This window comes from Synergistota bacterium (assembly GCA_021159885.1).
In the GTDB taxonomy this organism is placed as follows: domain Bacteria; phylum Synergistota; class GBS-1; order GBS-1; family GBS-1; genus AUK310.
In genome coordinates this window covers 1-21143 of record JAGHDO010000058.1, presented here as the reverse complement: position 1 = coordinate 21143, position 21143 = coordinate 1, and the positions used below count along the sequence as shown (strand labels likewise).

Here is a 21143-nt window from a genome sequence, read left to right as displayed (position 1 = left end):
TTTTTTTTTTTTTTTTTTTTTTTTTTTTTTTTTTTTTTTTTTTTTTTTTTTTTTTTTTAATAAATAATTGCGAAAACACATTTTTAATGATTTTGTGTTTTTGTTTCGATCAATTTGTGTTATAATAGTGTAAAAGATATCTATGTGAGGGGAGAATATTGGTTTTGAACGGTTCTGGAAGGGTCTCGGAGGAAATGAGAAAGGCTCTTCTTGAAATTATAGAGCTTAATCTCGTTTTGAAGTTTGGAACGGAGGCTTTAGATTTATTCTTTCGTATAAAAAGAATAAGCGATTTTGAAAGGCTTAAGCGTATACGTGAGCTTATAATTAGGGCTCGAAGTATCGAGGATATAGAATCCTTTCTTAAGGAGTAAGCCCTCTTCTCTTCCTCTCATAGTGAATATGATCTTCCCTCAATTATTTTTTCTACTTTGCTCCCTTTCCCTGCGGTTTTCGCATAGATATGATAGAATATTTTTTGAAATGAGCAGGAGGTGTTTTGCTTGAAATTCTGGGACAGGGAAAGAGAGCTTAATTGGCTTAAGAGGTATCTTCAGACTGAGCCTAACGCTTTGCTATTTATCTATGGGCCAAAATCAAGCGGGAAGAGCACGCTTCTTCAAAGAGTAGTTGAGGAACTATCCAAGGATAAGTTTAAGTATTACTGGTATGATTTGCGTGAAGAAGCGATTACCACATATAACTCTGTTTTAAATCTATTTTTCAAGGAAAAAGGTTGGTTAAGAAGGATGCTGGAGTTTGTTTCTGGAGTAGTTGGGGTAAACTACGGGGCTTTTGAGCTGAGTGGAGGAGAGTTGATAAGGATATTGAAGGGAGAGCTTAATCCCTTTTCGGAAATGAGAAGAATATTGGAGAAGGATAGGAAGGAGGGCATGATCCCTGTTCTCGTTTTTGACGAGTTACAGAAGCTAAAAGAGGTTTACCTAAACAGTCCTAATAATCAGAGACCTTTGATAAACGAGCTATTTAACTTCTTTGTCAGGCTTACGAAGGTGCTTCATCTTTCACATGTGATAGTTATGACCTCAGATACCTTCTTCATAGAGCGAGTTTATAGTGATTCAACCCTTGAAAGCACATCTCGTTTCTATCTTGTCGACTTCTTCGATGATAAAACAACCTTGAAAATTCTCCTTGAAGAGGGATTACCAGAAGAAGACGCTAAGTATGTCATCGAAATGGCTGGAGGAGTCCCATGGATATTAGAAGAGGTGCTCGAAGGGAACCCGAGGGAAGTGATTGAGGAGCTTTATGAGTTAACCTTATCCAGGATATATGAATCGACAAGGAAAAGAAGGGATCTAAAGGAAATATTGAAGCGAGCGGTTAAAGGGGAAAATCTTTATTATGAAGAGGAGAAACTTGACCTCGTTAAAGAGCTTGTCGAGAAGGAGGTACTCTTTTACGATCCGATAGGCAGGGTGATACGCTTTCAGAACAGACTTTATGAGCATGCGGTGAGGGAGATATTGAAAGGGGAAAATTAATTTCCGCTTAGGATCCTCGTTATGGTTTTCGAATCTACGTTGCCTCCGCTTATTACAACTCCTACTCTTTTATCCCTTACATCTATCTTCCCACTTAGAATAGCTGCTAAACCAACTGCTCCCGCTCCCTCAACGATCTGGTGAAGCTCGGTTATAGCATATCTCATTGCATTCGCTATTTCTTCCTCACTCACGAGTAGAAAGCCATCAACGCGCGTTTTGGCTAACTCAAGCATTTCTTCTTTTATACCTCCGCTTAAGCCGTCGGCTAAGGATTCTCTTATCTCAACTTCAACGAGCTTTCCTGCTTTCCAGGAGTAATACCATGGCGGAGAGGCTTCGCTTTGGACACCGTAAATTCTTATCTGAGGGTTTAATGCCTTAACGATCGTTGCGATTCCGAGGATAAGTCCACCGGCTCCCGCGGGAACGAGTATTAGGTTGAGATCTGGGTTTTCAAGCATCATCTCGAGCCCCACGGTTCCCGCTCCTGCCATTATCAATCTGTGCTCAGCGGGAGGCACGAAGGGAACCCCCTTTTTAGAGGCTATTTTTATAGCTTCTTCCTCTGCTTCATCGTATACATTTCCTGCTTCCATCAACCTAACGTTTTCCCTTCCTATAAGCTTAATGGCTTTTTTCTTCGTTTCTGGGCATGTTTCTGGAACGACTATCGTTGCCTTCATGTTGAGTGCTCTGGCAGCAAATGCTATCCCCTGAGCGTGGTTTCCACTTGATGCGGTTATTACCTCGCTTATTCCTTCCTTTCTTCTAATGTTGAGCATCAAATTTAAGGCTCCTCTTACCTTGAAGGATCGCGCTAACTGAAAGTTCTCAAGCTTCAGGAAAACTCTTGAGCACACCCTCTCGCTTAAGAGGGGGGAGTACTCAAATGGGGTTTCCCTAAGATAGGTGCGTATTATCTTAAAAGCTTCAAGTATATCCTTGGGTTCTACGTTTAGACTCATTTTTTATTCTCACCTCCCAAAAATTAAGTATACATCTTGCTACTATTGGCAGGCGACTATTAGTATGGTAATATCAACACTAACGTATAATATATTTTATATCAGAATGATGTCAAGGAGGTAGATAAAAATGCTTATAAAATCCACTGATAAGCTTTCTGAGGTTAAGAGGGATTTTCGAGGTGGTGAGGGAGAAATCTTCATAAACTACTTCTTTAAGGAAGACAGGGATAAAGGTGCTATAAAAGCTATGCATGTTTTGATACCTCCCGGTTCCTCTGTGGGATATCATCAGCATCTTGGAGATGAGGAAATATATTTTATCCTTAAGGGAAGGGGTGAAGTTAATGACAATGGTGAGATTAAAGAAGTGGAACCCGGGGATCTCGTTATAACGAGAAGCGGAGAGAGTCATGGCGTAAAGTGCATTAGTGATGAGCCTTTAGAAATAATAGCTATAATAAACAAAGTTTAAAATTTTACAAATACAGGCTTAAGAATGAGATGATGAGCCTTATATCCGAGGATGGGGTTGAGATAGTTAACGCGAGGGCTCATCAGGTAGGAGTTCACCTTGAGGGTATAGTGGGTGAGGTAGAGGCAATCTCAGCGTGGGATAGCGTCGATAAGATGAAGTGGAGCCAGGTGAAGGATGACTTTGATCGCTACCTTAAGATGGTGGGGAAAAGCTGAGCGTGCTTTTCCTTGCTAAGCCCGATGGGCATTTTGGGAGTACGGCGGGAACCGAGCGATAGAGAACATAGCATCTGTTACTCAGCAGCAGGCTGCTTCTACTGAGAAGATGTTTGCGGCTTTTCTGAGCCCTGGCTAAGATGTGAAAGCCGGGGCTCAAGCTTTTTTCTTAACGCATACGAATAAATGAAGCTATAATCAGATAAAGAACTTTTTTAAGGGGGTGTGGCTTTTGAGGAAGAGGCTTATTTGCCTCCTCGTGTTTGTTTTCCTTGCGGTAATGATTCTGCCGGTGGGATATGCCCATGCTAAAACCAATGTCGTTATATACGGCTATGGGAGCGAGATGATAACCCTCGATCCGAGCACGGAGTTTTCCAATTCCATAGTTATACTCGTCAATCTTTATGAGTGTTTGGTTAAGTATACTCCGGAGGGATTGAAACCTTGGCTTGCTACTTCATGGAAGTCGAATAAGGATGGAACTGAGTGGATATTCCATATAAGAAAAGGGGTTAAGTTTCATAGCGGAAACGAGCTCACTGCTTATGATGTTAAGTGGTCCGTTGACAGAACTATAAGGATGAAAGGAGGAGCGGCTTTTATCTGGGACCCGGTAAAGAAGGTAGAGGTTCTCGATAAATATACGGTTAAGTTTACTCTCAGGTATCCCGCGGATCTTCCTCTTATAGCTTCTGCTGGATATGGCGCCTATATAATGGATAGCAAGCTGCTTTCCAAGATAGGCGATGATAAAAAGATAGCGGAATACCTGAATAAGGGACACGATGCTGGTAGCAGTCCTTATATGCTGGTTAAGTACGATCCAAAAACCGAGATAGTTATGAGAAAGTTTAAGGGGTACTGGGGAGGTTGGAAGAAAAACCAGTTTGATATAGCAATTGTCAAAATAGTGCCAGATGCTTCCCTTAGAGAGCAGATGGTAGTGAGCGGGCAGATACATATAGCCCGTGATTTGCCCCTGGACGATGTCCCCAAGCTTGAGAAAAACCCAAACGTGGTGGTAGATAGGTCTCCATCGTATCAGGAACTGTATGGTTTGCTTAATACTAAGAAGAAACCGTTGAACAATAAGCTCGTGAGGCAGGCACTTTGCTATGCGACGCCTTATAAAAAGATCGTTAAATATATACTTCATGGGTATGGGAGCGTGGCTAACTGCCCGATACCAAAGGGAATGTTCGGATATTTTGAGGATATGAAGGGATATAAGTATGATCTTGAGAAGGCAAAGGAATTGCTTAGGAAAGCAGGCTATCCCAATGGTGGCTTTAAGATTATGCTAACCTATGCACAGGGCGATGATGCTGAGAAAAAGGTCGCTGAAATTCTAAAGGCTGAGTGGGAAAAGCTTGGAATAGAACTTGAGATAAGGCCCATGAATTGGGAACAGCAGTGGGCTTTGGCGAAGAGCGATCCTCAAAAGGCTCAGGATATCCTCGTTATGTATTGGTGGCCTACCTATCTTACGCCCTACGATTTTCTCTTTAATATGTTCCACAGCGAGAAGGAGATAAACTTTAATCTCTGCTATTACTCTAATTCTGAGTTTGATAAGCTAATTGACAAGGCAGTTCAGCTTGAGGGTGTGGATCCAGACCTCGCGAGCTCACTTTATAAGAGGGCGGAAGAGATTTTAATGGATGACGCTCCTTCCATCTTCTTCTATTGTCCCGATGCTATATACGTTATTCATAAGAGCATTGGCGGATTTAAGGCTAATCCTGGATATCCTCAAACAGTTTACTTTTACGATCTTTACAAGCGTTGAAGTTTTGGGAATATATACTCTATAGACTGCTTCTCGCTGTAGTTGTAGTATTTGGAGTTGTTAGCATAGTTTTTGCTATATCAAGGGTGGTTCCCGCCGACTCAGCAGCTTTGTGGGTCGGCGCTCATCCTACCGTTGAGGCGATAAAAAAGGCGAGAGCGGAGCTCCATCTGGATGAACCCCTTTGGAAGCAATAACCTTTCGAGAATTATAGCGGTCAGCGGGGTTTCACTTCCTCCTTTCTGGTTTGGGATAATACTCCAGCTTCTTTTCTTTAAGTATCTTGGCGTTCTTTCTCTCTCGGATAGGGCGAGCACCATCGTTCTTCCCGCCATTACGCTTGCCGCTTATCCCGTGGGACTTATAACGAGGCAAGTGCGCTCCATGATGGTTGAGGTTCTTCAAGAAAACTATATAAGAACCGCTCATGCCTATGGGCTTTCCCCTCAAAGGATATATTTTAAGTATGCCCTTAAGAACACCATAGCGCCCGCTCTCATAACCGTGGGGCTCTCGTTCGCTTATACCCTCGTTGGAGCCTTTCTGGTTGAGCTTATATTTAACTGGCCGGGACTTGGGCGATACGCGGCTAATTCTATCTTGAGCATGGACTATCCTGCCGTTTGTGGGGTAACGATCGTAGCTGCAACCGCTTATGTCTTTATAAATCTGATCGTTGATCTTATACAGGTCTATCTGGATCCAAGAATAACGCTTTAAGGGAGATGGCATTCATAAGATGACTTTTCTAAGGCTTCTTTTAAGGAGTAGAATATCAGCTCTTGGCTTCTGGGTAATAGTTTCGCTGGTAGCCATAGCGGTTTTTGCTCCCCTTATAGCGCCATATCCAGAGCAGGCTAAGGGAGCTCCAAACCTCGAAGAGAGGCTTCTTCCGCCAAGCGTTTCTCATCCTTTCGGGACGGATCACTTGGGCAGGGATGTTTTAAGCAGGGTAATTTATGGAGCTCGCACATCTATGATAATGGGCTTCAGCGTCGTGCTACTTGCGGTATTAATAGAGCTTCCCTTAGGGGTAGTAGCAGGATACTTTGGAGGCAGGGTGGACCTCGTTATAATGAGGATAACAGATATATTTTTAGCTTTTCCTCCTTTGCTATTGGCTCTTCTTATAGCCTCGACGATTGGTAGGGGAATGATAAGCGCTATTTTGGCTCTTGCGATAAGCTGGTGGCCCTGGTATACGCGTTTGGTGAGGGGAATGGCGATATCGGTTAAGGAAAGGCCCTATGTCGAAGCCGCGAAGAGCATGGGAATAGGGAGCGTAAAGATTATATTAAGGCACATACTTCCTAATTCCGTTTCTCCCTTGATAGTTCAGGCTACCATGGATATCGGTTCTGCGATACTTGAGGTCGCTGCCTTGAGCTTCCTTGGACTGGGCGTGCAACCTCCCACTCCTGATTGGGGACTTATGATAAGGCGATGGAAAGGGGAAAGATAAGGTATATGTGTCTCGTTGGCATGACGAAGGAGATGATCGTGAGGACGGTGGGAAGAGTAAATGTTCCGCTCCTTTCGGAATTCCAGAGAAGGCTCGCTGATATCACGCTAAAGACGAGAAAGATGAGAATGACCACTCCCGCGGGGACGGACCTCGAGTTTGAAAACGATCCAGAAAGACCCATATTTGTTGAGGGAGAGGTTCAGGGCCCTGGAGAGTATATGCTCATAGGGCAGGTAGATTGGGCTCCCGTGGAGGAGACGATAAACGGAACGCTCGTTTTCGATGGTTCCGTTTATCCTCCGGAGGAGCTTGGGCTCCTAAAAGAGCCCATATTTATGGATATCGAGAGAGGAAAGGTAATTAAGGTTTACGGTGGAAAGGAAGCGAGGATATTTGAGGGATGGCTTAGGAGCTTTGATGATCCCAACATGTTTTTCGCTGGCTCATATTTCCTATGGTTGCAATCCGGGTGCGATTCTAACCGGAAATGTGCTTGAGGATGAAAGGGTATGGGAAGCTTTTGAGTGGGGCATCGGCAATCAGGGAGCTTGCTTTAAGGGGAGCGCGGGTTTCGCAAAAAGCCACGCAGATGGTATTTGCCTTAGCCCCACCCTTTTAGGAGATGGTGTTAAGATATTGGAGGAGGGAAGATATGTTCATCCGGAGCTTAAGGAGCTTGAAAGAGAGCTGTTAACCTTTTAGCGTATACCGATTTTCTGCACTCGGGGCAGATTCGCTCAAGCTCTTCGATAAGCTCACGGTCGATCAAGTTGGAAAACTTCCCCCATATGGGTTCCGGTAAGAAGGGGGTTCCGCATATCTCGCATATTTTTAGCTTTACCTTCGTATTGCTCCAAGATTTTAAGACACGTGTGCTATTTATGTCTTCTAAGTCTATCGCTCCCGTAGGGCAGATATGCGCACATGCTCCACATCCCAGGCAGTCTGGGTTTTCCTCGAAAAATGGGGTATTTATCTCCGTGGAGGTTCCCCTTCCTATGTAGCTTATGGCTCCAGCGTTCATGATCTCTCCGCATACTCTTACGCATAGTCCGCAAAGTACGCACTTATTTCCAAGAGGATCCCCCGGGATGAATCTTTTGGGAAAGCGCGTTTTCTCAACGCCGTACCTTGAGGCAAGTTCCCTAATTAGGTCGGAAGATGGGGCTTGGGCTAAATAAAGCTCAAGCAAAGTCCTTCTGTGCTTTTCTATTTCAGGAGTGCTGGTCAGAATTTCAAGCCCCTCTTCCGCTTTAAGTGTACAGGAGGTTGTTAAACCGGGCCTATTTCCCTTTATAACTTCTACGATGCAAAGTCTACAGGCACCGTATCCGTTTTCGAATGCCTCGTGAAAACAAAGGGAGGGGATATCGAAACCCTCTCTTCTCGCCACGGATAAAATTATTTCTCCCTTTTCGGCTGTTATTTGCTTGCCATCTATTACTATCTTAACCTTCATCTCTTTATCTTCCTTTCATACTCCTCTCTAAAGTATCTGAGCGTCGTGAGCACGGGGTTTGGAGCGGTTTGACCGAGACCGCATAGTGAGGTTGCTTTAATCGTTAGGGCAAGCTCCTCAAGGGTTTTTATGTCCTCCCTCGTGCCTCTGCCCGCTATGATTCTCTCAAGGATGTTCAGCATGTGTTTTAATCCCTCCCGGCATGGTGTACACTTACCGCATGATTCATCGCTTGTGAAGGTCAGAAAGTATCTTGCCGTTTCTACCATAGAGGTTTTTTCGCTCATGACGACCATACCACCGGAGCCCATTATGGAGCCTGCACTTTTAAGACTTTCATAGTCAACGGGAGTGTCGAAAAGCTTTGCAGGCACACATCCTCCTGATGGTCCTCCAATCTGAACCGCTTTAACCTTTGTTCCTTCGGGAGAGCCATTGCCTATGTCAAATATGATTGTTCTCAATGTGGTTCCTAAAGGAACTTCCACCAGCCCCACTCTATCTACTTCACCTACAAGTGAGAATACCTTAGTTCCGGAGTTTCCGCTCGTGCCTATCTGGGAGAACCAATCTCCCCCCTTGGCTATAATTAGTGGAATATTGCACCAGGTTTCCACATTATTGATGCAGGTGGGCTTTCCCCATAGTCCTTTTTCCGCGGGGAAGGGTGGTCTTGGTCGGGGCCTTCCGGTTTCTCCCTCTATTGATGCTATAAGAGCGGTTTCCTCGCCACATACGAAAGCTCCCGCTCCTTTTACTATTCTTATGTCGAAGCTGAAGCTCGTGTTCAATATTCTTTCTCCAAGGAAACCGTATTTTCTGGCTTCTTCTAAAGCCTTCTCTATTCTCTTTACGGCAAGAGGATATTCCGCTCTTATGTATATTATTCCTTCCCTCGCTCCTATGGCGTATCCTCCAATTATCATGCCCTCTATAAGAGAGTGGGGATCGCTTTCCATTTCGTTCCTGTTCATGTAAGCTCCTGGATCTCCCTCGTCGGCGTTGCATATCAGGTACTTGGTCTCGACCTTCTCTTGTGCGGTTATTTCCCACTTAAGTCCCGTTGGGAATCCCGCTCCTCCCCTTCCTCTTAAGCCCGATTTTTTAACCTCATCGATTATCTCGCTCGGTGTCATTTCCGTAAGTGCTTTGATCAGCGCGCTGTATCCTCCCACGGCTATGTATTCCTCTATATCCTCTGGGTCTATAATTCCCGCATTTCTCAAGATGAGTTTTCTCTGATATTTAAAAAATGGGATATCCTCATAGCGTGGTATTTCTCCGAATCCATCTCCATAGCTTATCTTGGTTATAACATGATCCCAGCTATCTATCCTGCAAAGGGCTCCTTCAGGGGAGATTTTCCCAGCGAGCACGCCTTCCGCTAACTTTGCAGCTTTCTCAGGAGAGACTCTTGGGAAGAGCAGAATAGGCTTTCCGGGAAATCTTACCGTTATTATGGGCTCTTCCTTGCAATAGCCTATGCATCCAACCTTCTTGAGAGATACCCTCTCCTTAGCGTTTACGAGAGATTTACTCAGCGTTTTGAAGATCTCGTCTGCTCCAGTAGCTATTCCACATGTAGCAAATCCCACCGCGATCCTTACCTTATCGCAGAGAAGCTTTTTAAGCCCTTTTTGTTTCACCGCATTAAGATCGGTTCTGCCTGTTATTCTCATTTTTTCTCTCGCCACCCATATATCTTAAGTATAGATGGTAGCATCTCCGGTGTTATGTGTCCGTATACCCTATCGTTTATCTTTATGACGGGGGCTATACTGCACGCTCCAAAGCATCTCGCTGCGCTTAGCGTGAAGCTTCCGTCGGATGTTGTCTCTCCTTCATCTATTCCCAGCAGTTTCTTCAGTGTCTCGAGGACCCTCGGCGCTCCTTTAACGTGGCATGCGGTTCCCATACATACCGTGATGGTGTAGGTTCCCACCGCTTTGAGGTTAAAGAAGGAGTAGAAAGTGGCTAAACTGTATAGATTAGCGAGTGGAATCTTGAGCTTTTTGGAAAGTAGTTTTAGCGCTTCCTTAGAAAGATACCCCTCAACTTCTTGAATATCTTCGAGTACGCTTAGGACCCTTCCCGTGGGAGATGGGTATCTCGATATGATTTCATCGATTTTTTCTTCTATTGGTTCCTGGGACATCTTTTATCCCTCCATTATCTCACTGACGATTTTTTCAATTCCTTTTCTAAGGGGAGTTTCCCTCGGTAGGGAATTTACCCCGCCCTCGGCTTCCTCACAGCGCCTAAGTTCCGCATCAAACGGAAGAGCGAGGAGAGGAATGTTATCATTTTTAAAGACACGCTCATATAAACTTTCTATGATTTCGTCTTGAACCTTATTTATAACGAGAAAGCTTCTTAAAATGGAAAGCTCTCTTCCCATTTTGAGGAGCTTTCTGGCGATTCTCAGAGACTTATAAGTTGGTTCAGAGATGCAAAGCATGACATCAAACTTTTCAGCAAGTCCTCTTCCAAAAACCTCGGCTCCTGCTTCACAGTCTACGACAATTACCTCTCCCTTTTTCAACAGAACATGCCTAAGAAAGGCTCTCGCGAGGGCTATGGCGGGGCAAAGACAGCCTTCTTTGCCTTGATCTATGCTTCCTACTACAACAAGATTAAGGTTCTTAGAAATTCTCAATCCATATGAGTCTGCTATATCGTTAACCTTCGGCGTTAACGAGAAGAGGGTTCCCCATCCTTCACCAGGACGGGCTCCAGTTCTTTTCTCAGCAAGTTCTTCGTTTTTGGAAAGGGGAATAATTTTTTCTGCTTCTTCATAGGGAATGCCAAGGCTCTGTGCAAGATTGGGAACGGAATCTGTGTCAAGCGCGAGCACGCTGTATCCTTTTTCCGCGAGCTCGTATGCGAGAAGGGCGGAGACGGTTGTTTTACCGACCCCGCCCTTTCCTGCTACCAGTATTCTCATGAGAGTCCCAGCTTCTTCCTCTTTTCCAGAATAAAGGCGTAAATGGTCTCTGCTGCTTTCACTGGATCTGGTTCCACATAGAACTTTCCTCCAATGAGGCTCTCTATATCCTCGGTTAGGAGTTTCGTTACCGTCTGGCTTCCTAAGACGGGCGGTATCACACCGAGGTGAGTAAAGACTCCGCTTGCCACGAAATAGGTTCCTATGGATACCGCCTTCTCACTCATCCACTCAGGGGCAGATCCTGCAGCTGGAAGTTCAGAGATATCAACACCGATAGCCTCCGCCATGGCTCCAAGGGCTATGAGTATCCTTGAGCAATCCACGCATGATCCCATGTGGAGACATGGCGGGATGCTTAAGCTTTCGCAGACCTTCTTAAGTCCGGGGCCTGCTTCCTCCACAGCTCCCACGTTGAGAAGCCCATGCATTGCGGCAGCTATACCCCAGCATCCGGTTCCAACAACGAGGATATCTCTCTTTATGAGCTCTTTGGTTAAGGTTACATGGCTATTGTTGTGGATAACTTTCGGGTTATTGCATCCAACTATTCCAACTACACCTTTAATGGTGCCATCTTTTATCAGGTTGATGAGAGGCTCGAGCGTTCCCCCGAGTGCACTCAATATCGCTTCTACGCTAAATCCTGCCATGAGCTCCATCTTCTCCTTCGGTATAAAAATCCTTTCCTTTATTCTATTTTTGTAATTCTCTATGGCAGTTTTTATTATCTCTGTGGCTATTTCATCCGCCTTCTCGGGATGAAACTCTATGTGCATAGCTCCTGGGATGTGCCCCTTGGGTTCTGTTGTTATGATCTTGGTATGATAGCATCCTGCAACATCGACCACAGCGGGCATGATGCACTGATAGTCAACTATCATTGCTTCTACAGCGCCGGTTATGATGGCAAGCTCCTGCATAAGCATATTTCCTGCAAGCGGGACTCCCATTCTCATGAGGATTTCATTGCCGGTACAGCACATTCCGGCAACGTTTACCCCTTCAGCTCCGTTTTTCCTGGCTAACTCCTGCATTTCATCGCTTTCGGCTATTTCTGCTATCTTTGCAGAGAGGATGGGATTGTGTCCGTGAAGAATAATATTGACCATGTTTTCCTTAAGAACTCCCAAATTAGCTGTAGATTTTAAGGGCTTAGGGGTTCCAAAGAGAATATCGCTTAGGAGAGTTGCCATCATTGATCCGCTCCATCCATCACTTAGGGAAGTCCTGACGCCGTGAAGGAGAAGACTTGCAGGATCAGCATCTACGCCTATGTGAGTTCTGTGCATGCATTCGCATATCTCCCTATCTATGGCTCTTGGGAGTACACCGAGCTTTTCCCAAACCTCTATCCTCTTCTTGGGAGCGAGCCCCATAAGAAGCCTTAGAGGTTCATCATCCTGCTTTCCGAATTCCCTCTCCAGTATTTCTGCAACCTCAATTGCGACCTCGCTTGAGCTTTTTCCATCTACTTCCACGCCGAGAGCCTTGGCAAGGGTTTCAAGCTTTTCCGTGTCTGTCAGGCGATAGTATGGAGTTTCACCTTTCGCGGTCATCTTAAAAACATGATTTACATCTCTTGCATGGTCGCTATGTGCTGCAGCTCCAGCGGCTATCATCCTTAGTATATTTCTCGCAACTATTGTGTCAGCACTTGCTCCGCATATTCCCCTGTTTGGTCCTGATCCAAAGGGATCGATTCTACATGGTCCCATGGCGCAGTTTCTGCAGCATATCCCAAGCTGTCCGAATCCACATTGCGGTTGCTGTTCTAAGAATCTATGCCATACGGTCTTAACGCCGTCTTCCTCTGCCTTTTCTATTAAGTTGCTCACGTTTTTCGTTATCGATACCCCCTTGGAGGCTACTTTATACCTTATGTAATCTTTCACTGAGGACACCTCCTTTTAGTACCACTTTACCTTTAAGTAGGCTAAGTAAACATCAGTTGGTTTGACTCCCGTAGGCGTCTCGCCCTTGGCGGGCTCCGCTTTAACGAGCACAACCTCGGGAGTCTTTAATCCCTGGACGAGCCTCTCAGCGCTTTCCTTTTTAATCTCATCCATTATTTCCTCGACGGTTCCAAAGAGAAGCGCTCCAGTTGGACACGCCTCAACGCAGGCAGGAAGCCTTCCTTCTCTGACTCTATCGGCGCAGAATTCACATTTAAGGACCGACTTGTACTCTGATTCGTATCTTGGATGCCCAAAGGGACAGGCTAAGACGCACATCAAGCATCCTATGCACTTTTCCGTTTTCAGTGAAACGAATCCCTCAGGGGTTTTTGCTATCGCACCTGTGGGGCATACATTTATGCAAGGTGCATCCTCACAATGCTGGCACCTCATTGGCACATTAAAGAGGTCTGCTACTATTACCTTAGTTCTTGCTTTCGGCAGAGGCGATTCGAAGATCGCTTCGAAGAGGTTCTTGCTCGAAGAGTGGTCAATCGCACAAGCTATCTCGCAGGATTTACAGCCCATGCATCTTTCGGGGTTTATATAGATCATTAGTCTCTCAGGATCACCGCTGGAAGATGCCATTAGCTTCACCCCCTTTGTAGAGCCTTCCAAGATTAAAATAACATAACTGAAATGGAATTTCAATATGAAGTATAAGCTTAATTGATAACATAATTACAGAAGATAGTGCCACAGTGATGAGGCTAAAGGGGATAAACATAGAGGAGATGAGCTCTGCCGTAGTTCGAGAATCGGTAAAGAAGCTCGTTCTTTTTCAGAAAGAACTCTCTACCCCGCGCGCCCTCTAGGAGGGCAGTCCACCCAGGCATGGAAAATGGTTCTCCTACCAGTCTTCTGACGCAGAGGACGTTTTCTCTCAGCTTCAGCTCGAAAAGGGATATTGAGGCAAATTTAATCTCGTGGACTCTTCTGACCAGCGTTATCGGGGACACTATTGCCTTTCTCGCAAGAGCGGATAAATCATAAAGCCATCGAGGATCCTTAAGGTGGGCCTTTAGGTCTCTATATGGTAATAGGATTCTCGCTGCTCCCGCGTTAGCCTCCTTTTCGATATTGCCTTTATTAAGGGATGTTTTTCCATCATGCATATGTTTCTCTATATGGTATATCTCATGAGCTATGGTGAATCTGCGTCTTGGTAATGGGTGATTCTGATTGTAAAGCACAAACTTTCTGCGCCCGACGTAAGCCATTCCGGATATGCTGGGAGGAAAATCATAAGGGATGAGAACTATTCCGAGCCTGTGTGCTATCCTTTCTAAGTCTACGGGTAGGCTCATCTACCGTCGCGCTTTTTTATCTCCCTTATTGCCTTAAGCAGGCTTTCTAAGGAATCAAGATCGAGCTTTGAGAGCTCGTCTGCTGCTCTTAGGAGAGCTTTCGTTCTCTCATCCTGCTCGAACTCGATTATCTCCTCTCCTATGAGCTCAGATAACTTTATGTCAAGTCCCTTTGCTAGCTTTTTGAGGATCTCAAGCGTTGGGGATTTTTTAAATCCTCGCTCTAACATCGAGATATATCCGGGGGATACCCCACTCCTCTTTGATAGCTCCTGTAGCGTAAGCTTTTTCTCTTTTCTTAACCGTTTTATCTTTCTTCCTATATCCATGTTTCTGTCTCGCCTCCTCTCGCGATTTTATTATAGCAAAAGTGTGGTATACTTTTCATCGGGCAGGTGGGCTTCTTGAAGATAAGGGATTTGCTCTTAAAGACGTTTTTTAAAGTCTTTCTCATGGCTTTTTTGCTCTTCTTTGGCGCTGTTGCCATCGTCGTCTACATGAATTATGAGAGTTATGGAGAAAGGACGACGAGGCTCATATCTGGCGTCGTTGCGGATATGATGCGTGAATATCTAAGGGATGTCGCGAGGGTGGAGGATAAAGTTGATATAGATATGAGGGCTTTTTTGCCCATGGCTTCCTCCTTAATTGATGTATCGGGTGGTCCAAAGAAGGCTAACTTAGGAAAGCTGAGGGAATTTTTTAGGTTTAAATTTAGCCTGTTTGTATTCGATCAAGGGGGAAGATTAATTAACTCGCTCTATCCAGGAAAGATGCCTTCGGAATCGTTAATGACCTTTGTAAAGGGAAAAGTTAAGCGGGGAGAGGTGAAGAAGACCGAGCTCTCTTTCTTCAAAAGGGCTTATTTTTACTTTCCGAGAAAGGGCGATTATATTCTTGCGATCACTTTCGATATGAGGGACTTCCTTGAGGCTTTTGATATCCCCACGCTTCCTGAATTTATATCCGGTTTGAAAGCGAGGTATTCCTTTATAGATGATGTTAAGCTTGTCCAAGTTTTGGGTGGTTATGATGATGGATCAGAGAAAGATCTCGAGCTCGCACGTAGGGCTTTGAATAGCCGGAATATTAAGAGGCTTAAGGTGAGCTGGAGCGAAGAGAAGATTTATATACCTTTGGATGAGAGAAGAAGAATCGTTTTAGTCGTTCTCTTCCATAAGACTGCTTTGCCCCTGATAATTTTTCGGACCATAACGGGCATGATTCTGGCGATGCTCATGGTGTTTCTCTCTTCCGCTCTTCTTTCTAAGAGGGTTATAAGCGAGATCGTTTCTCCGATAGAGTCGCTTGAACGGAAGGTAGGAGCAATTTTATCGAGGGGGAAGTTCGAATGGGAGCGATCAGGGTATAGTGGAGAAATTCCGCAGGAGATAGCCAAGCTTGAGGAGGCTATCTCCTCGCTCGTTGAGAGCATAGATCTTCATGTTAGGAGGCTTTCAGAGACCAATGAGAGATTAATGAGGCTCGCTGATGTTCTTTTGCTGTTCGATCCGTGGGTTGAGGAAAAGAGATTTATGGAGGAGGTTCTTTCCGCCGCAATGCGCTTCGTGCCTGAGGCTGATCGAGGGAGCATCTATGTGGTTAGAGATGGGAAGATTAGATGCGTGGCACAGACTGGCTATAGCGATAGGGTGCTTGAGGCTGAATTTGATGTGGATCAGCTTGTTTTAGCCGGTGAGGAACCTAGGGTAATAGATAAAATAGCGGAGAAAACCAAAGATGAGAAGGTAAAGGCTTTTCTGAAATCCATTGGATCGTCGGATATCAAGAAGACGCTTTGCGTAGGGCTATTTTTCAGGGCTAAATATTATGGAGGTATATTTCTTGATACCACAAAGGAGGAAATGGAGTTTTCACAGGCTTCCATCAGATTTATAAAGGTTTTTGGAAAGCTTATCTCTAGCTTCGTTACCTTAAAGGAGCTTTTAAGAGAGGAGAGGCGCTTTTATCTTGAGGTTATATCGGTGCTCGTTAGAAGTCTCGAACTTCGCGATCCCTACACTGCGGGGCATAGTGAGAGGGTTGCCAAGCTGGCTTCGGAGCTTGCCAAGAGACTTGGTCTTTCTCACGAGGAAGTTGAGAAGGTAATGTGGGCGGGAATTCTTCACGATGTTGGTAAACTTGGCGTTCCCGATGCCGTTCTGAATAAGCCAGGAAGGCTCTCTCCAGAGGAATTTGAGAAGATAAAGAAGCACCCTGTTTTAAGCGAGAGACTTGTGAGGGAATCCTCTGCTTTAAGGGATCTCGCTCCTGCTGTAAAACATCATCATGAAAGATGGGATGGTAAGGGCTATCCTGATGGATTGAAGGGAGAGGAAATTCCCTTATGGGCGAGAATAATAGCCCTTGCAGATGCTTTTGATGCCATGACTAGCGATAGGATTTACAGGAGGAGAAAAAGCGTGGAAGAGGCTATAAGAGAGCTTGAGAAAGGCAAGGGAAGCCAGGTAGATCCCAAGTTGACCGATATTTTTATAGATATGATTAAGGAAACGGGGGGAGTATAGGAAAATGAAAATTGGCATAGTGGGTTTAGGCTATGTGGGTCTGCCCCTCGCTGTATCCTTTTCCGAGGAGGGCTTTGACGTTGTGGGCTTTGATCTATCAGAACGCAGGATAAAGGAGCTTAAGGAGGGGATAGATAGGGCAGGGGAAGTTTCAAGGGAAAAAATTTTAAGATCGGGGGTTAAATTTACCACTCACCTTGATGATCTGCGGGACAGGAATCTTTTTATAATAACGGTTCCAACGCCCATAGATGAGCATAAGATTCCGGATCTATCTTTGGTGAAAATGGCATCTGAGATGGTCTCAAGGGTTTTAAAAAGGGAATCGATAGTCGTTTACGAGTCAACGGTTTACCCGGGTGTTACTGAAGAGATATGCGTTCCGATACTTGAGAATGGATCTGGTTTAAGGCACCTTGTGGACTTTCATGTGGGATATTCCCCTGAGAGGGTTAACCCGGGTGATAAGGAGCACACCCTCGATAGGATAGTCAAGGTGGTGGCAGGAGATACCCCTGAGGTGACCGACCTGCTCGCGGAAATATATGGAAGAATTATAAAGGCAGGAATCTTTAAGGCTTCATCAATAAGGGTGGCTGAGGCGGCAAAGGTAATAGAGAATGTTCAAAGGGATTTGAATATAGCTTTGATGAACGAGCTTGCCATGCTTTTCCGCACGATGGGTATCCCGATTAAGGATGTCCTCGAGGCGGCATCTACCAAGTGGAATTTCCTGAAGTTCTATCCCGGATTGGTAGGAGGGCACTGTATAGGCGTGGATCCATACTATCTAACATATAAAGCTCAAGAGGTAGGACATCATCCGGAGCTTATACTTGCCGGCAGAAGGGTAAATGATGGAATGGGGAAATATGTAGCAGGAGAGCTCGTTAAAGAGCTTGTGAAATTAAATCACGTTCTTAAGGGCGCAAGGGTTTTAATCATGGGGTTTGCTTTTAAGGAGAACGTGAGGGATTTCAGAAACACGAGAGTTATGGACATAGTAAGCGAGCTTGAGGAATTTGCCTTAAAGCCCGTTGTTTGGGATCCTCTTGTTGATAGAGAAGATGCTTTTAGAGAATATGGTCACTTTGAAATGGTTTCAAGTGCTGATGAGCTTAAGGGAGGTTTTTGTAGCATACTTCTGGCAGTTCCTCATCGCGCTTTTAGAGAGGTTTCGCTGACCTATCTTAGAAAGCTTTGTCTTTCGAGTCCAAAGCCTGTGATGTTCGATGTTAGATGGTTTTTTAACGAGGAAGAGGCTAAAAGGGAGGGTTTCCACTACATTTCTCTGTGATCGATTGACGAAAGCTTGAAAAGTTAAGGGTGTTGTAGTATAGTTTCATTTGAATCTCTTAACCTATTTTTTTTCGGTAAGGGGGGTGCTTTCTATGACCGTAAAGATCAATACTGATGAGTGCATAGGGTGTGGCGTGTGTGCTCAGCTCTGCCCGGAAGTTTTTGAGATGGATGAGGCGGAAGGGAAGGCAAAGGTCATAAAACCGGAAGGGGCGGATTGCGCTCAGGAAGCAGCTGATAACTGTCCCGTTGGGGCCATTACAATCGAGTAAGTTAAGGGCGGGTTGATCCCCGCCCTTAACTCGGTTATCTTTGCGAAGGAGGGATACCACGTGAGGGGGAAGATTGCAGTTAAGGGAATGCTTTTCTATGGATTTCATGGGACGATGGAGGTAGAGCGGGAGCTTGGGCAAAAGTTTCTCGTAGATGTTGAGCTTTATATGGATCTTGAGAGAGCAACTAAGGAGGATGATCCTGCTTTGAGCGTTTCCCCCAAAAAGATATATGAGATAGCCCGCGAGTTCGTTACGACTCATAAGTATTACCTTACAGAAACACTCGCGTTTAAAATAGCAAGAGAGTTCCTCGAAAAGTTTGATTTTATTGATGAAGCACTGGTTCGCGTTAAAAGGCCTCAGCTTCTCGTTAGTGGTATAGTTGATTATGCTGAGGCTGAGGTTTCATTAGGGAGAGAAGAGATGTAATCTTAAATGAAGTACGTTTTCCTGCCTTTCGTTGCCGCCTTTGTAGGGTGGATAACGAATGTTATTGCGATACATCTGCTGTTTAAGCCTTATGATCCCGTGAGGATTCCCTTTTTCAGGGTTGAAATTCAGGGTGTTTTGCCTAAGAGAAGGAAGGCTATAGCTAAGGCGCTGGGTAAGGTTGTCGAAGAAGAGCTTTTATCAAAGGATGATATTTGGGCAGAGCTTGAGAGTAAGGAAGTCGAGGATATTTTAGTTCATAGAGTTTTGTCTTTACTCGAGAGAAGGATGACCTCTGTTTATCCCTCATGGATACCCGAGAGATGGTTGAATCAGCTCTCATATTTTGTGAGGGGGTGGATTGAGAAGGAGATACGTAAGGCTGTTCCTGAAATACGCAAGGAAATAAAGGGAGAAATTCTCGAGCGGTTGAGCGTGAAAGAGCTTGTTGAAAGTAAGGTTAATTCGTTTGATCTTAAGGAGCTTGAGACGGTAGTAAGACGGGTAGCATCTCGGGAGCTAAGATTCGTTGAGATAGCAGGCGGGGCATTGGGCTTTTTTGTTGGTTTATTGCAAATTCTTCTGCTGAAAATCTTGGGGTGATTGCTTTTGAAAGTTTTGATTTTGGGGGTAGCAGTTTTTCTTTTCCTCTATCCGCTTTTTTCCCCTTTGACTCTCAAGGGTTTTCCTTTTCCACCTAAGGGGAGAGAGGTGGAAATATATGTGTATCCGGGAACGGGTTTCTCTTCGCTTGCGGAGCAGCTTGAAAGAAGAGGTGTTATAGCGAGAGCAGATATATTTCTGGAAGAGCTTAAGAGGAAGCATTTCGTTCTACGAGCTGGGAGATATATTTTAAGGAAGGGTATGAGTATCTGTGGAGCCATATCAGCTTTGGAGAAAAAGCCCCAGCTTGAGAAAGTAACTGTACATGAGGGTTTAACTGCGCGAGAAATCTCGGATCTCTTCCTTAAGAGGGGAGTCATATCTTCAGATAAGGAATTTTTAAAACTCGTTTCGAACGGAAAACGACTCCTTAGGTTTAAATATGCACCGTATATTCCCTCATCGAGTCTTGAGGGGTATCTTTTCCCCGAGACATACTATTTCCCTAAGGGAAGCTCCCCTAAGATGGTTATAAGCACGATGCTTAGGGCTTTCGAGAGGGCGATCACTTCTGGAATGCTGAGGCAGCTTCCGAAGCTTGGGTTAAAATTTCACCAGGTTATAACGCTTGCTTCGATTGTTGAGAAGGAAGCCATGAAACCGGAAGAATATCCTCTCATATCGGCGGTCTTCTATAACAGGTTGAAGCGAGGGATGAAGCTTCAATCGTGCGCAACGGTTGAATATCTCTTACCTGAAAGAAAGGAACGTTTAACGCTGGAGGATCTTAAGATAGACTCTCCATATAACACTTATATTCATAAGGGGTTACCGCCAGGTCCCATATGTAATCCTGGGGAGAGGGCTATCAGGGCGGCGTTTTTCCCGGCGAAGGTTAATTATCTCTACTTCGTTAGTAAGGGGAACGGAGAGCACCACTTTTCGAGAACGTATCGAGAACATGTCAGAGCGAAAGCTAAATATCTGCGTAAAACCCGACAGGGATCTCGTTAATAGGAAATTTAGGCTTAACTATAGGGATATATATTACGTCTCGTCTATCTTTCAATGCTACCCTGAGATAGGCGAGATAAGGACGCTTGATCCTCGTGAGGGAAAAATCGTGCTTAATACTACACCATCATGTTTGCTGATATGCATGAAGGTTATAGAGGGCTTGAGGAAGGAGGGAATAGATATAGAGGAGATCGATGAGTAGAAGGTGTTTGGGATGCGGGGCTTTACTGCAGTCTGATGATCCTGGAAGAGCGGGTTATGTCCCTCCGGAGAAAATGGAAACTGCTCAGCTGTGCCAGCGATGCTTCAGGATAAAGCATTATGGTGATTTTAAAAGCGTTTCAGCGGGGGATTTTCCTTTTGATGAGATCTCTAAAAGCGTGGATCTTGTGTGTTTTATAGTGGATGCGGTTGATATAGAGGGAAGCTGGCTCATTGATAGGTTCGAAAATGTGGAGAAGATTTGGCTCGTTGTTAACAAGACGGACCTTCTTCCCTTTTCTAAGGAGGAGCTTTCGAGATGGATCGTTGAGGAAATGGGATGGACGAGAAAGCTTTTTCTCATTTCCGCGCGAAAGGGATTGGGATTGAAAAGTTTCTGGGATGAGCTGATGTTTGCGTTTCCCGGCAGAAGGATAGCCTTTATGGGAGCTACCAACGTGGGAAAGAGCAGTCTCGTTGGTCGTCTTTTGGGTGATACAGATATAACTATCTCCCCGTGGCCCGGGACAACGATTGACATTGTTGAGAGATCTCTTCCTGATGGAACTGTTTTTCTCGATACGCCTGGGATAGTTCCAGAAGGGAGACTTTACGATATCCTTTGCTCAAATTGCCAGAAAAGGGTTATACCCTCTAAGAAGCTTTCGGGCAAGGTTTTCTTACTAAGAGAGGGAAG

Annotated in this window: 25 protein-coding genes and 1 pseudogene; 17 read left to right on the top strand and 9 right to left on the bottom strand. The window is 44.9% G+C overall.

Annotated elements, in window-relative coordinates; translation table 11 throughout:
* The first annotated feature begins 194 nt into the window (after nucleotides 1-194).
* Entirely contained in the window at nucleotides 195-374 is a 180-nt protein-coding gene (locus J7M13_05725; protein ID MCD6363477.1) for a hypothetical protein, read from the top strand.
* 129 nt (nucleotides 375-503) lie between these two features.
* On the top strand, nucleotides 504-1508 hold the full coding sequence (locus J7M13_05720; protein ID MCD6363476.1) for an AAA family ATPase: 1005 nt from the start codon (nucleotides 504-506) through the stop codon (nucleotides 1506-1508).
* Here J7M13_05720 and J7M13_05715 read toward each other — a convergent pair.
* Complete coding sequence (locus tag J7M13_05715) at nucleotides 1505-2476, bottom strand: threonine/serine dehydratase (protein ID MCD6363475.1); 972 nt, start codon at nucleotides 2474-2476, stop codon at nucleotides 1505-1507. The genes J7M13_05720 and J7M13_05715 overlap by 4 nt on opposite strands.
* A gap of 130 nt (nucleotides 2477-2606) precedes the next feature.
* Here J7M13_05715 and J7M13_05710 point away from each other — a divergent pair, with 130 nt between their 5' ends.
* The 7 genes and pseudogenes from J7M13_05710 to J7M13_05680 all read left to right on the top strand — a co-directional run bounded on the left by J7M13_05710 (nucleotide 2607) and on the right by J7M13_05680 (nucleotide 7128).
* Nucleotides 2607-2951 (top strand): cupin domain-containing protein, encoded by a 345-nt coding sequence (locus J7M13_05710; GenBank protein ID MCD6363474.1) that lies wholly within the window; start codon nucleotides 2607-2609, stop codon nucleotides 2949-2951.
* Nucleotides 2952-2983: 32 nt separating this feature from the next.
* Entirely contained in the window at nucleotides 2984-3169 is a 186-nt protein-coding gene (locus tag J7M13_05705; GenBank protein ID MCD6363473.1) for a hypothetical protein, read from the top strand.
* 280 nt (nucleotides 3170-3449) lie between these two features.
* Nucleotides 3450-4961, top strand: a complete 1512-nt coding sequence (locus J7M13_05700; GenBank protein MCD6363472.1) for an ABC transporter substrate-binding protein — start codon at nucleotides 3450-3452, stop codon at nucleotides 4959-4961.
* Nucleotides 4958-5681, top strand: a pseudogene (locus tag J7M13_05695) (ABC transporter permease). Before J7M13_05700 ends, J7M13_05695 begins: the two are co-directional and overlap by 4 nt.
* Before the next feature lie 10 nt (nucleotides 5682-5691).
* On the top strand, nucleotides 5692-6423 hold the full coding sequence (locus J7M13_05690; protein ID MCD6363471.1) for an ABC transporter permease: 732 nt from the start codon (nucleotides 5692-5694) through the stop codon (nucleotides 6421-6423).
* Nucleotides 6405-6923 carry a hypothetical protein gene (locus J7M13_05685; GenBank protein ID MCD6363470.1) on the top strand — a complete coding sequence of 173 codons (519 nt, stop codon included), beginning with the start codon at nucleotides 6405-6407 and terminating at the stop codon, nucleotides 6921-6923. The genes J7M13_05690 and J7M13_05685 overlap by 19 nt, the downstream gene beginning before the upstream one ends.
* Complete coding sequence (locus J7M13_05680) at nucleotides 6916-7128, top strand: hypothetical protein (GenBank protein ID MCD6363469.1); 213 nt, start codon at nucleotides 6916-6918, stop codon at nucleotides 7126-7128. The genes J7M13_05685 and J7M13_05680 overlap by 8 nt, the downstream gene beginning before the upstream one ends.
* On the opposite strand, the gene J7M13_05675 is transcribed toward J7M13_05680, so the two are convergent.
* The 8 genes from J7M13_05675 to J7M13_05640 all read right to left on the bottom strand — a co-directional run bounded on the left by J7M13_05675 (nucleotide 7094) and on the right by J7M13_05640 (nucleotide 14423).
* Complete coding sequence (locus J7M13_05675) at nucleotides 7094-7885, bottom strand: (2Fe-2S)-binding protein (GenBank protein MCD6363468.1); 792 nt, start codon at nucleotides 7883-7885, stop codon at nucleotides 7094-7096. The two genes, J7M13_05680 and J7M13_05675, sit on opposite strands and share 35 nt — an antisense overlap.
* Nucleotides 7882-9564 (bottom strand): SLBB domain-containing protein, encoded by a 1683-nt coding sequence (locus J7M13_05670; GenBank protein ID MCD6363467.1) that lies wholly within the window; start codon nucleotides 9562-9564, stop codon nucleotides 7882-7884. The genes J7M13_05675 and J7M13_05670 overlap by 4 nt, the downstream gene beginning before the upstream one ends.
* A complete protein-coding gene (locus J7M13_05665; protein MCD6363466.1) occupies nucleotides 9561-10040 on the bottom strand; it encodes an NAD(P)H-dependent oxidoreductase subunit E in 480 nt (159 codons plus the stop codon). Before J7M13_05665 ends, J7M13_05670 begins: the two co-directional genes overlap by 4 nt.
* Before the next feature lie 3 nt (nucleotides 10041-10043).
* A complete protein-coding gene (locus J7M13_05660) occupies nucleotides 10044-10829 on the bottom strand; it encodes an AAA family ATPase (GenBank protein ID MCD6363465.1) in 786 nt (261 codons plus the stop codon).
* Nucleotides 10826-12724, bottom strand: a complete 1899-nt coding sequence (gene cooS, locus J7M13_05655) for an anaerobic carbon-monoxide dehydrogenase catalytic subunit (protein MCD6363464.1) — start codon at nucleotides 12722-12724, stop codon at nucleotides 10826-10828. Before cooS ends, J7M13_05660 begins: the two co-directional genes overlap by 4 nt.
* Before the next feature lie 15 nt (nucleotides 12725-12739).
* Nucleotides 12740-13375, bottom strand: coding sequence for a 4Fe-4S binding protein (locus J7M13_05650; protein MCD6363463.1), 636 nt, complete (start codon nucleotides 13373-13375; stop codon nucleotides 12740-12742).
* 122 nt (nucleotides 13376-13497) lie between these two features.
* A complete protein-coding gene (locus J7M13_05645) occupies nucleotides 13498-14094 on the bottom strand; it encodes an ImmA/IrrE family metallo-endopeptidase (protein ID MCD6363462.1) in 597 nt (198 codons plus the stop codon).
* Nucleotides 14091-14423, bottom strand: coding sequence for a helix-turn-helix transcriptional regulator (locus J7M13_05640; protein ID MCD6363461.1), 333 nt, complete (start codon nucleotides 14421-14423; stop codon nucleotides 14091-14093). The genes J7M13_05645 and J7M13_05640 overlap by 4 nt, the downstream gene beginning before the upstream one ends.
* A 75-nt stretch (nucleotides 14424-14498) precedes the next feature.
* Here J7M13_05640 and J7M13_05635 point away from each other — a divergent pair, with 75 nt between their 5' ends.
* From J7M13_05635 to J7M13_05600, 8 genes are all read left to right on the top strand, one after another.
* Nucleotides 14499-16622: an HD-GYP domain-containing protein gene (locus tag J7M13_05635; protein MCD6363460.1), complete on the top strand. Its 2124-nt coding sequence runs from the start codon at nucleotides 14499-14501 to the stop codon at nucleotides 16620-16622.
* Nucleotides 16623-16626: 4 nt separating this feature from the next.
* Entirely contained in the window at nucleotides 16627-17919 is a 1293-nt protein-coding gene (locus J7M13_05630; protein MCD6363459.1) for a nucleotide sugar dehydrogenase, read from the top strand.
* Between the two features lie 94 nt (nucleotides 17920-18013).
* Nucleotides 18014-18193 (top strand): ferredoxin, encoded by a 180-nt coding sequence (locus J7M13_05625; protein MCD6363458.1) that lies wholly within the window; start codon nucleotides 18014-18016, stop codon nucleotides 18191-18193.
* Between the two features lie 60 nt (nucleotides 18194-18253).
* Nucleotides 18254-18625 carry a dihydroneopterin aldolase gene (folB, locus tag J7M13_05620; GenBank protein MCD6363457.1) on the top strand — a complete coding sequence of 124 codons (372 nt, stop codon included), beginning with the start codon at nucleotides 18254-18256 and terminating at the stop codon, nucleotides 18623-18625.
* Nucleotides 18626-18631: 6 nt separating this feature from the next.
* A complete protein-coding gene (locus J7M13_05615; protein MCD6363456.1) occupies nucleotides 18632-19228 on the top strand; it encodes a DUF445 family protein in 597 nt (198 codons plus the stop codon).
* 6 nt (nucleotides 19229-19234) lie between these two features.
* The gene (mltG, locus tag J7M13_05610; protein MCD6363455.1) at nucleotides 19235-20242 is read left to right on the top strand and encodes an endolytic transglycosylase MltG; all 1008 of its coding nucleotides are present in this window, start codon (nucleotides 19235-19237) and stop codon (nucleotides 20240-20242) included.
* Nucleotides 20190-20447, top strand: a complete 258-nt coding sequence (locus J7M13_05605; GenBank protein MCD6363454.1) for a DUF4911 domain-containing protein — start codon at nucleotides 20190-20192, stop codon at nucleotides 20445-20447. The genes mltG and J7M13_05605 overlap by 53 nt, the downstream gene beginning before the upstream one ends.
* The coding region (locus J7M13_05600) for a 50S ribosome-binding GTPase (protein MCD6363453.1) at nucleotides 20440-21143 on the top strand (704 nt) is incomplete at its 3' end. The genes J7M13_05605 and J7M13_05600, both read left to right, overlap by 8 nt.

Coding starts and splice junctions, on each gene's coding strand:
- J7M13_05725 (MCD6363477.1), top strand. CDS start 195: ATGAGAAAGGCTCTTCTTGAAATTATAGAGCTTAATCTCGTTTTGAAG.
- J7M13_05715 (MCD6363475.1), bottom strand. CDS start 2,476: ATGAGTCTAAACGTAGAACCCAAGGATATACTTGAAGCTTTTAAGATA.
- J7M13_05710 (MCD6363474.1), top strand. CDS start 2,607: ATGCTTATAAAATCCACTGATAAGCTTTCTGAGGTTAAGAGGGATTTT.
- J7M13_05705 (MCD6363473.1), top strand. CDS start 2,984: ATGAGCCTTATATCCGAGGATGGGGTTGAGATAGTTAACGCGAGGGCT.
- J7M13_05700 (MCD6363472.1), top strand. CDS start 3,450: ATGATTCTGCCGGTGGGATATGCCCATGCTAAAACCAATGTCGTTATA.
- J7M13_05685 (MCD6363470.1), top strand. CDS start 6,405: ATGGAAAGGGGAAAGATAAGGTATATGTGTCTCGTTGGCATGACGAAG.
- J7M13_05675 (MCD6363468.1), bottom strand. CDS start 7,885: ATGAAGGTTAAGATAGTAATAGATGGCAAGCAAATAACAGCCGAAAAG.
- J7M13_05670 (MCD6363467.1), bottom strand. CDS start 9,564: ATGAGAATAACAGGCAGAACCGATCTTAATGCGGTGAAACAAAAAGGG.
- J7M13_05665 (MCD6363466.1), bottom strand. CDS start 10,040: ATGTCCCAGGAACCAATAGAAGAAAAAATCGATGAAATCATATCGAGA.
- J7M13_05660 (MCD6363465.1), bottom strand. CDS start 10,829: ATGAGAATACTGGTAGCAGGAAAGGGCGGGGTCGGTAAAACAACCGTC.
- J7M13_05650 (MCD6363463.1), bottom strand. CDS start 13,375: ATGGCATCTTCCAGCGGTGATCCTGAGAGACTAATGATCTATATAAAC.
- J7M13_05645 (MCD6363462.1), bottom strand. CDS start 14,094: ATGAGCCTACCCGTAGACTTAGAAAGGATAGCACACAGGCTCGGAATA.
- J7M13_05640 (MCD6363461.1), bottom strand. CDS start 14,423: ATGGATATAGGAAGAAAGATAAAACGGTTAAGAAAAGAGAAAAAGCTT.
- J7M13_05630 (MCD6363459.1), top strand. CDS start 16,627: ATGAAAATTGGCATAGTGGGTTTAGGCTATGTGGGTCTGCCCCTCGCT.
- J7M13_05625 (MCD6363458.1), top strand. CDS start 18,014: ATGACCGTAAAGATCAATACTGATGAGTGCATAGGGTGTGGCGTGTGT.
- J7M13_05615 (MCD6363456.1), top strand. CDS start 18,632: ATGAAGTACGTTTTCCTGCCTTTCGTTGCCGCCTTTGTAGGGTGGATA.
- J7M13_05605 (MCD6363454.1), top strand. CDS start 20,190: ATGTCAGAGCGAAAGCTAAATATCTGCGTAAAACCCGACAGGGATCTC.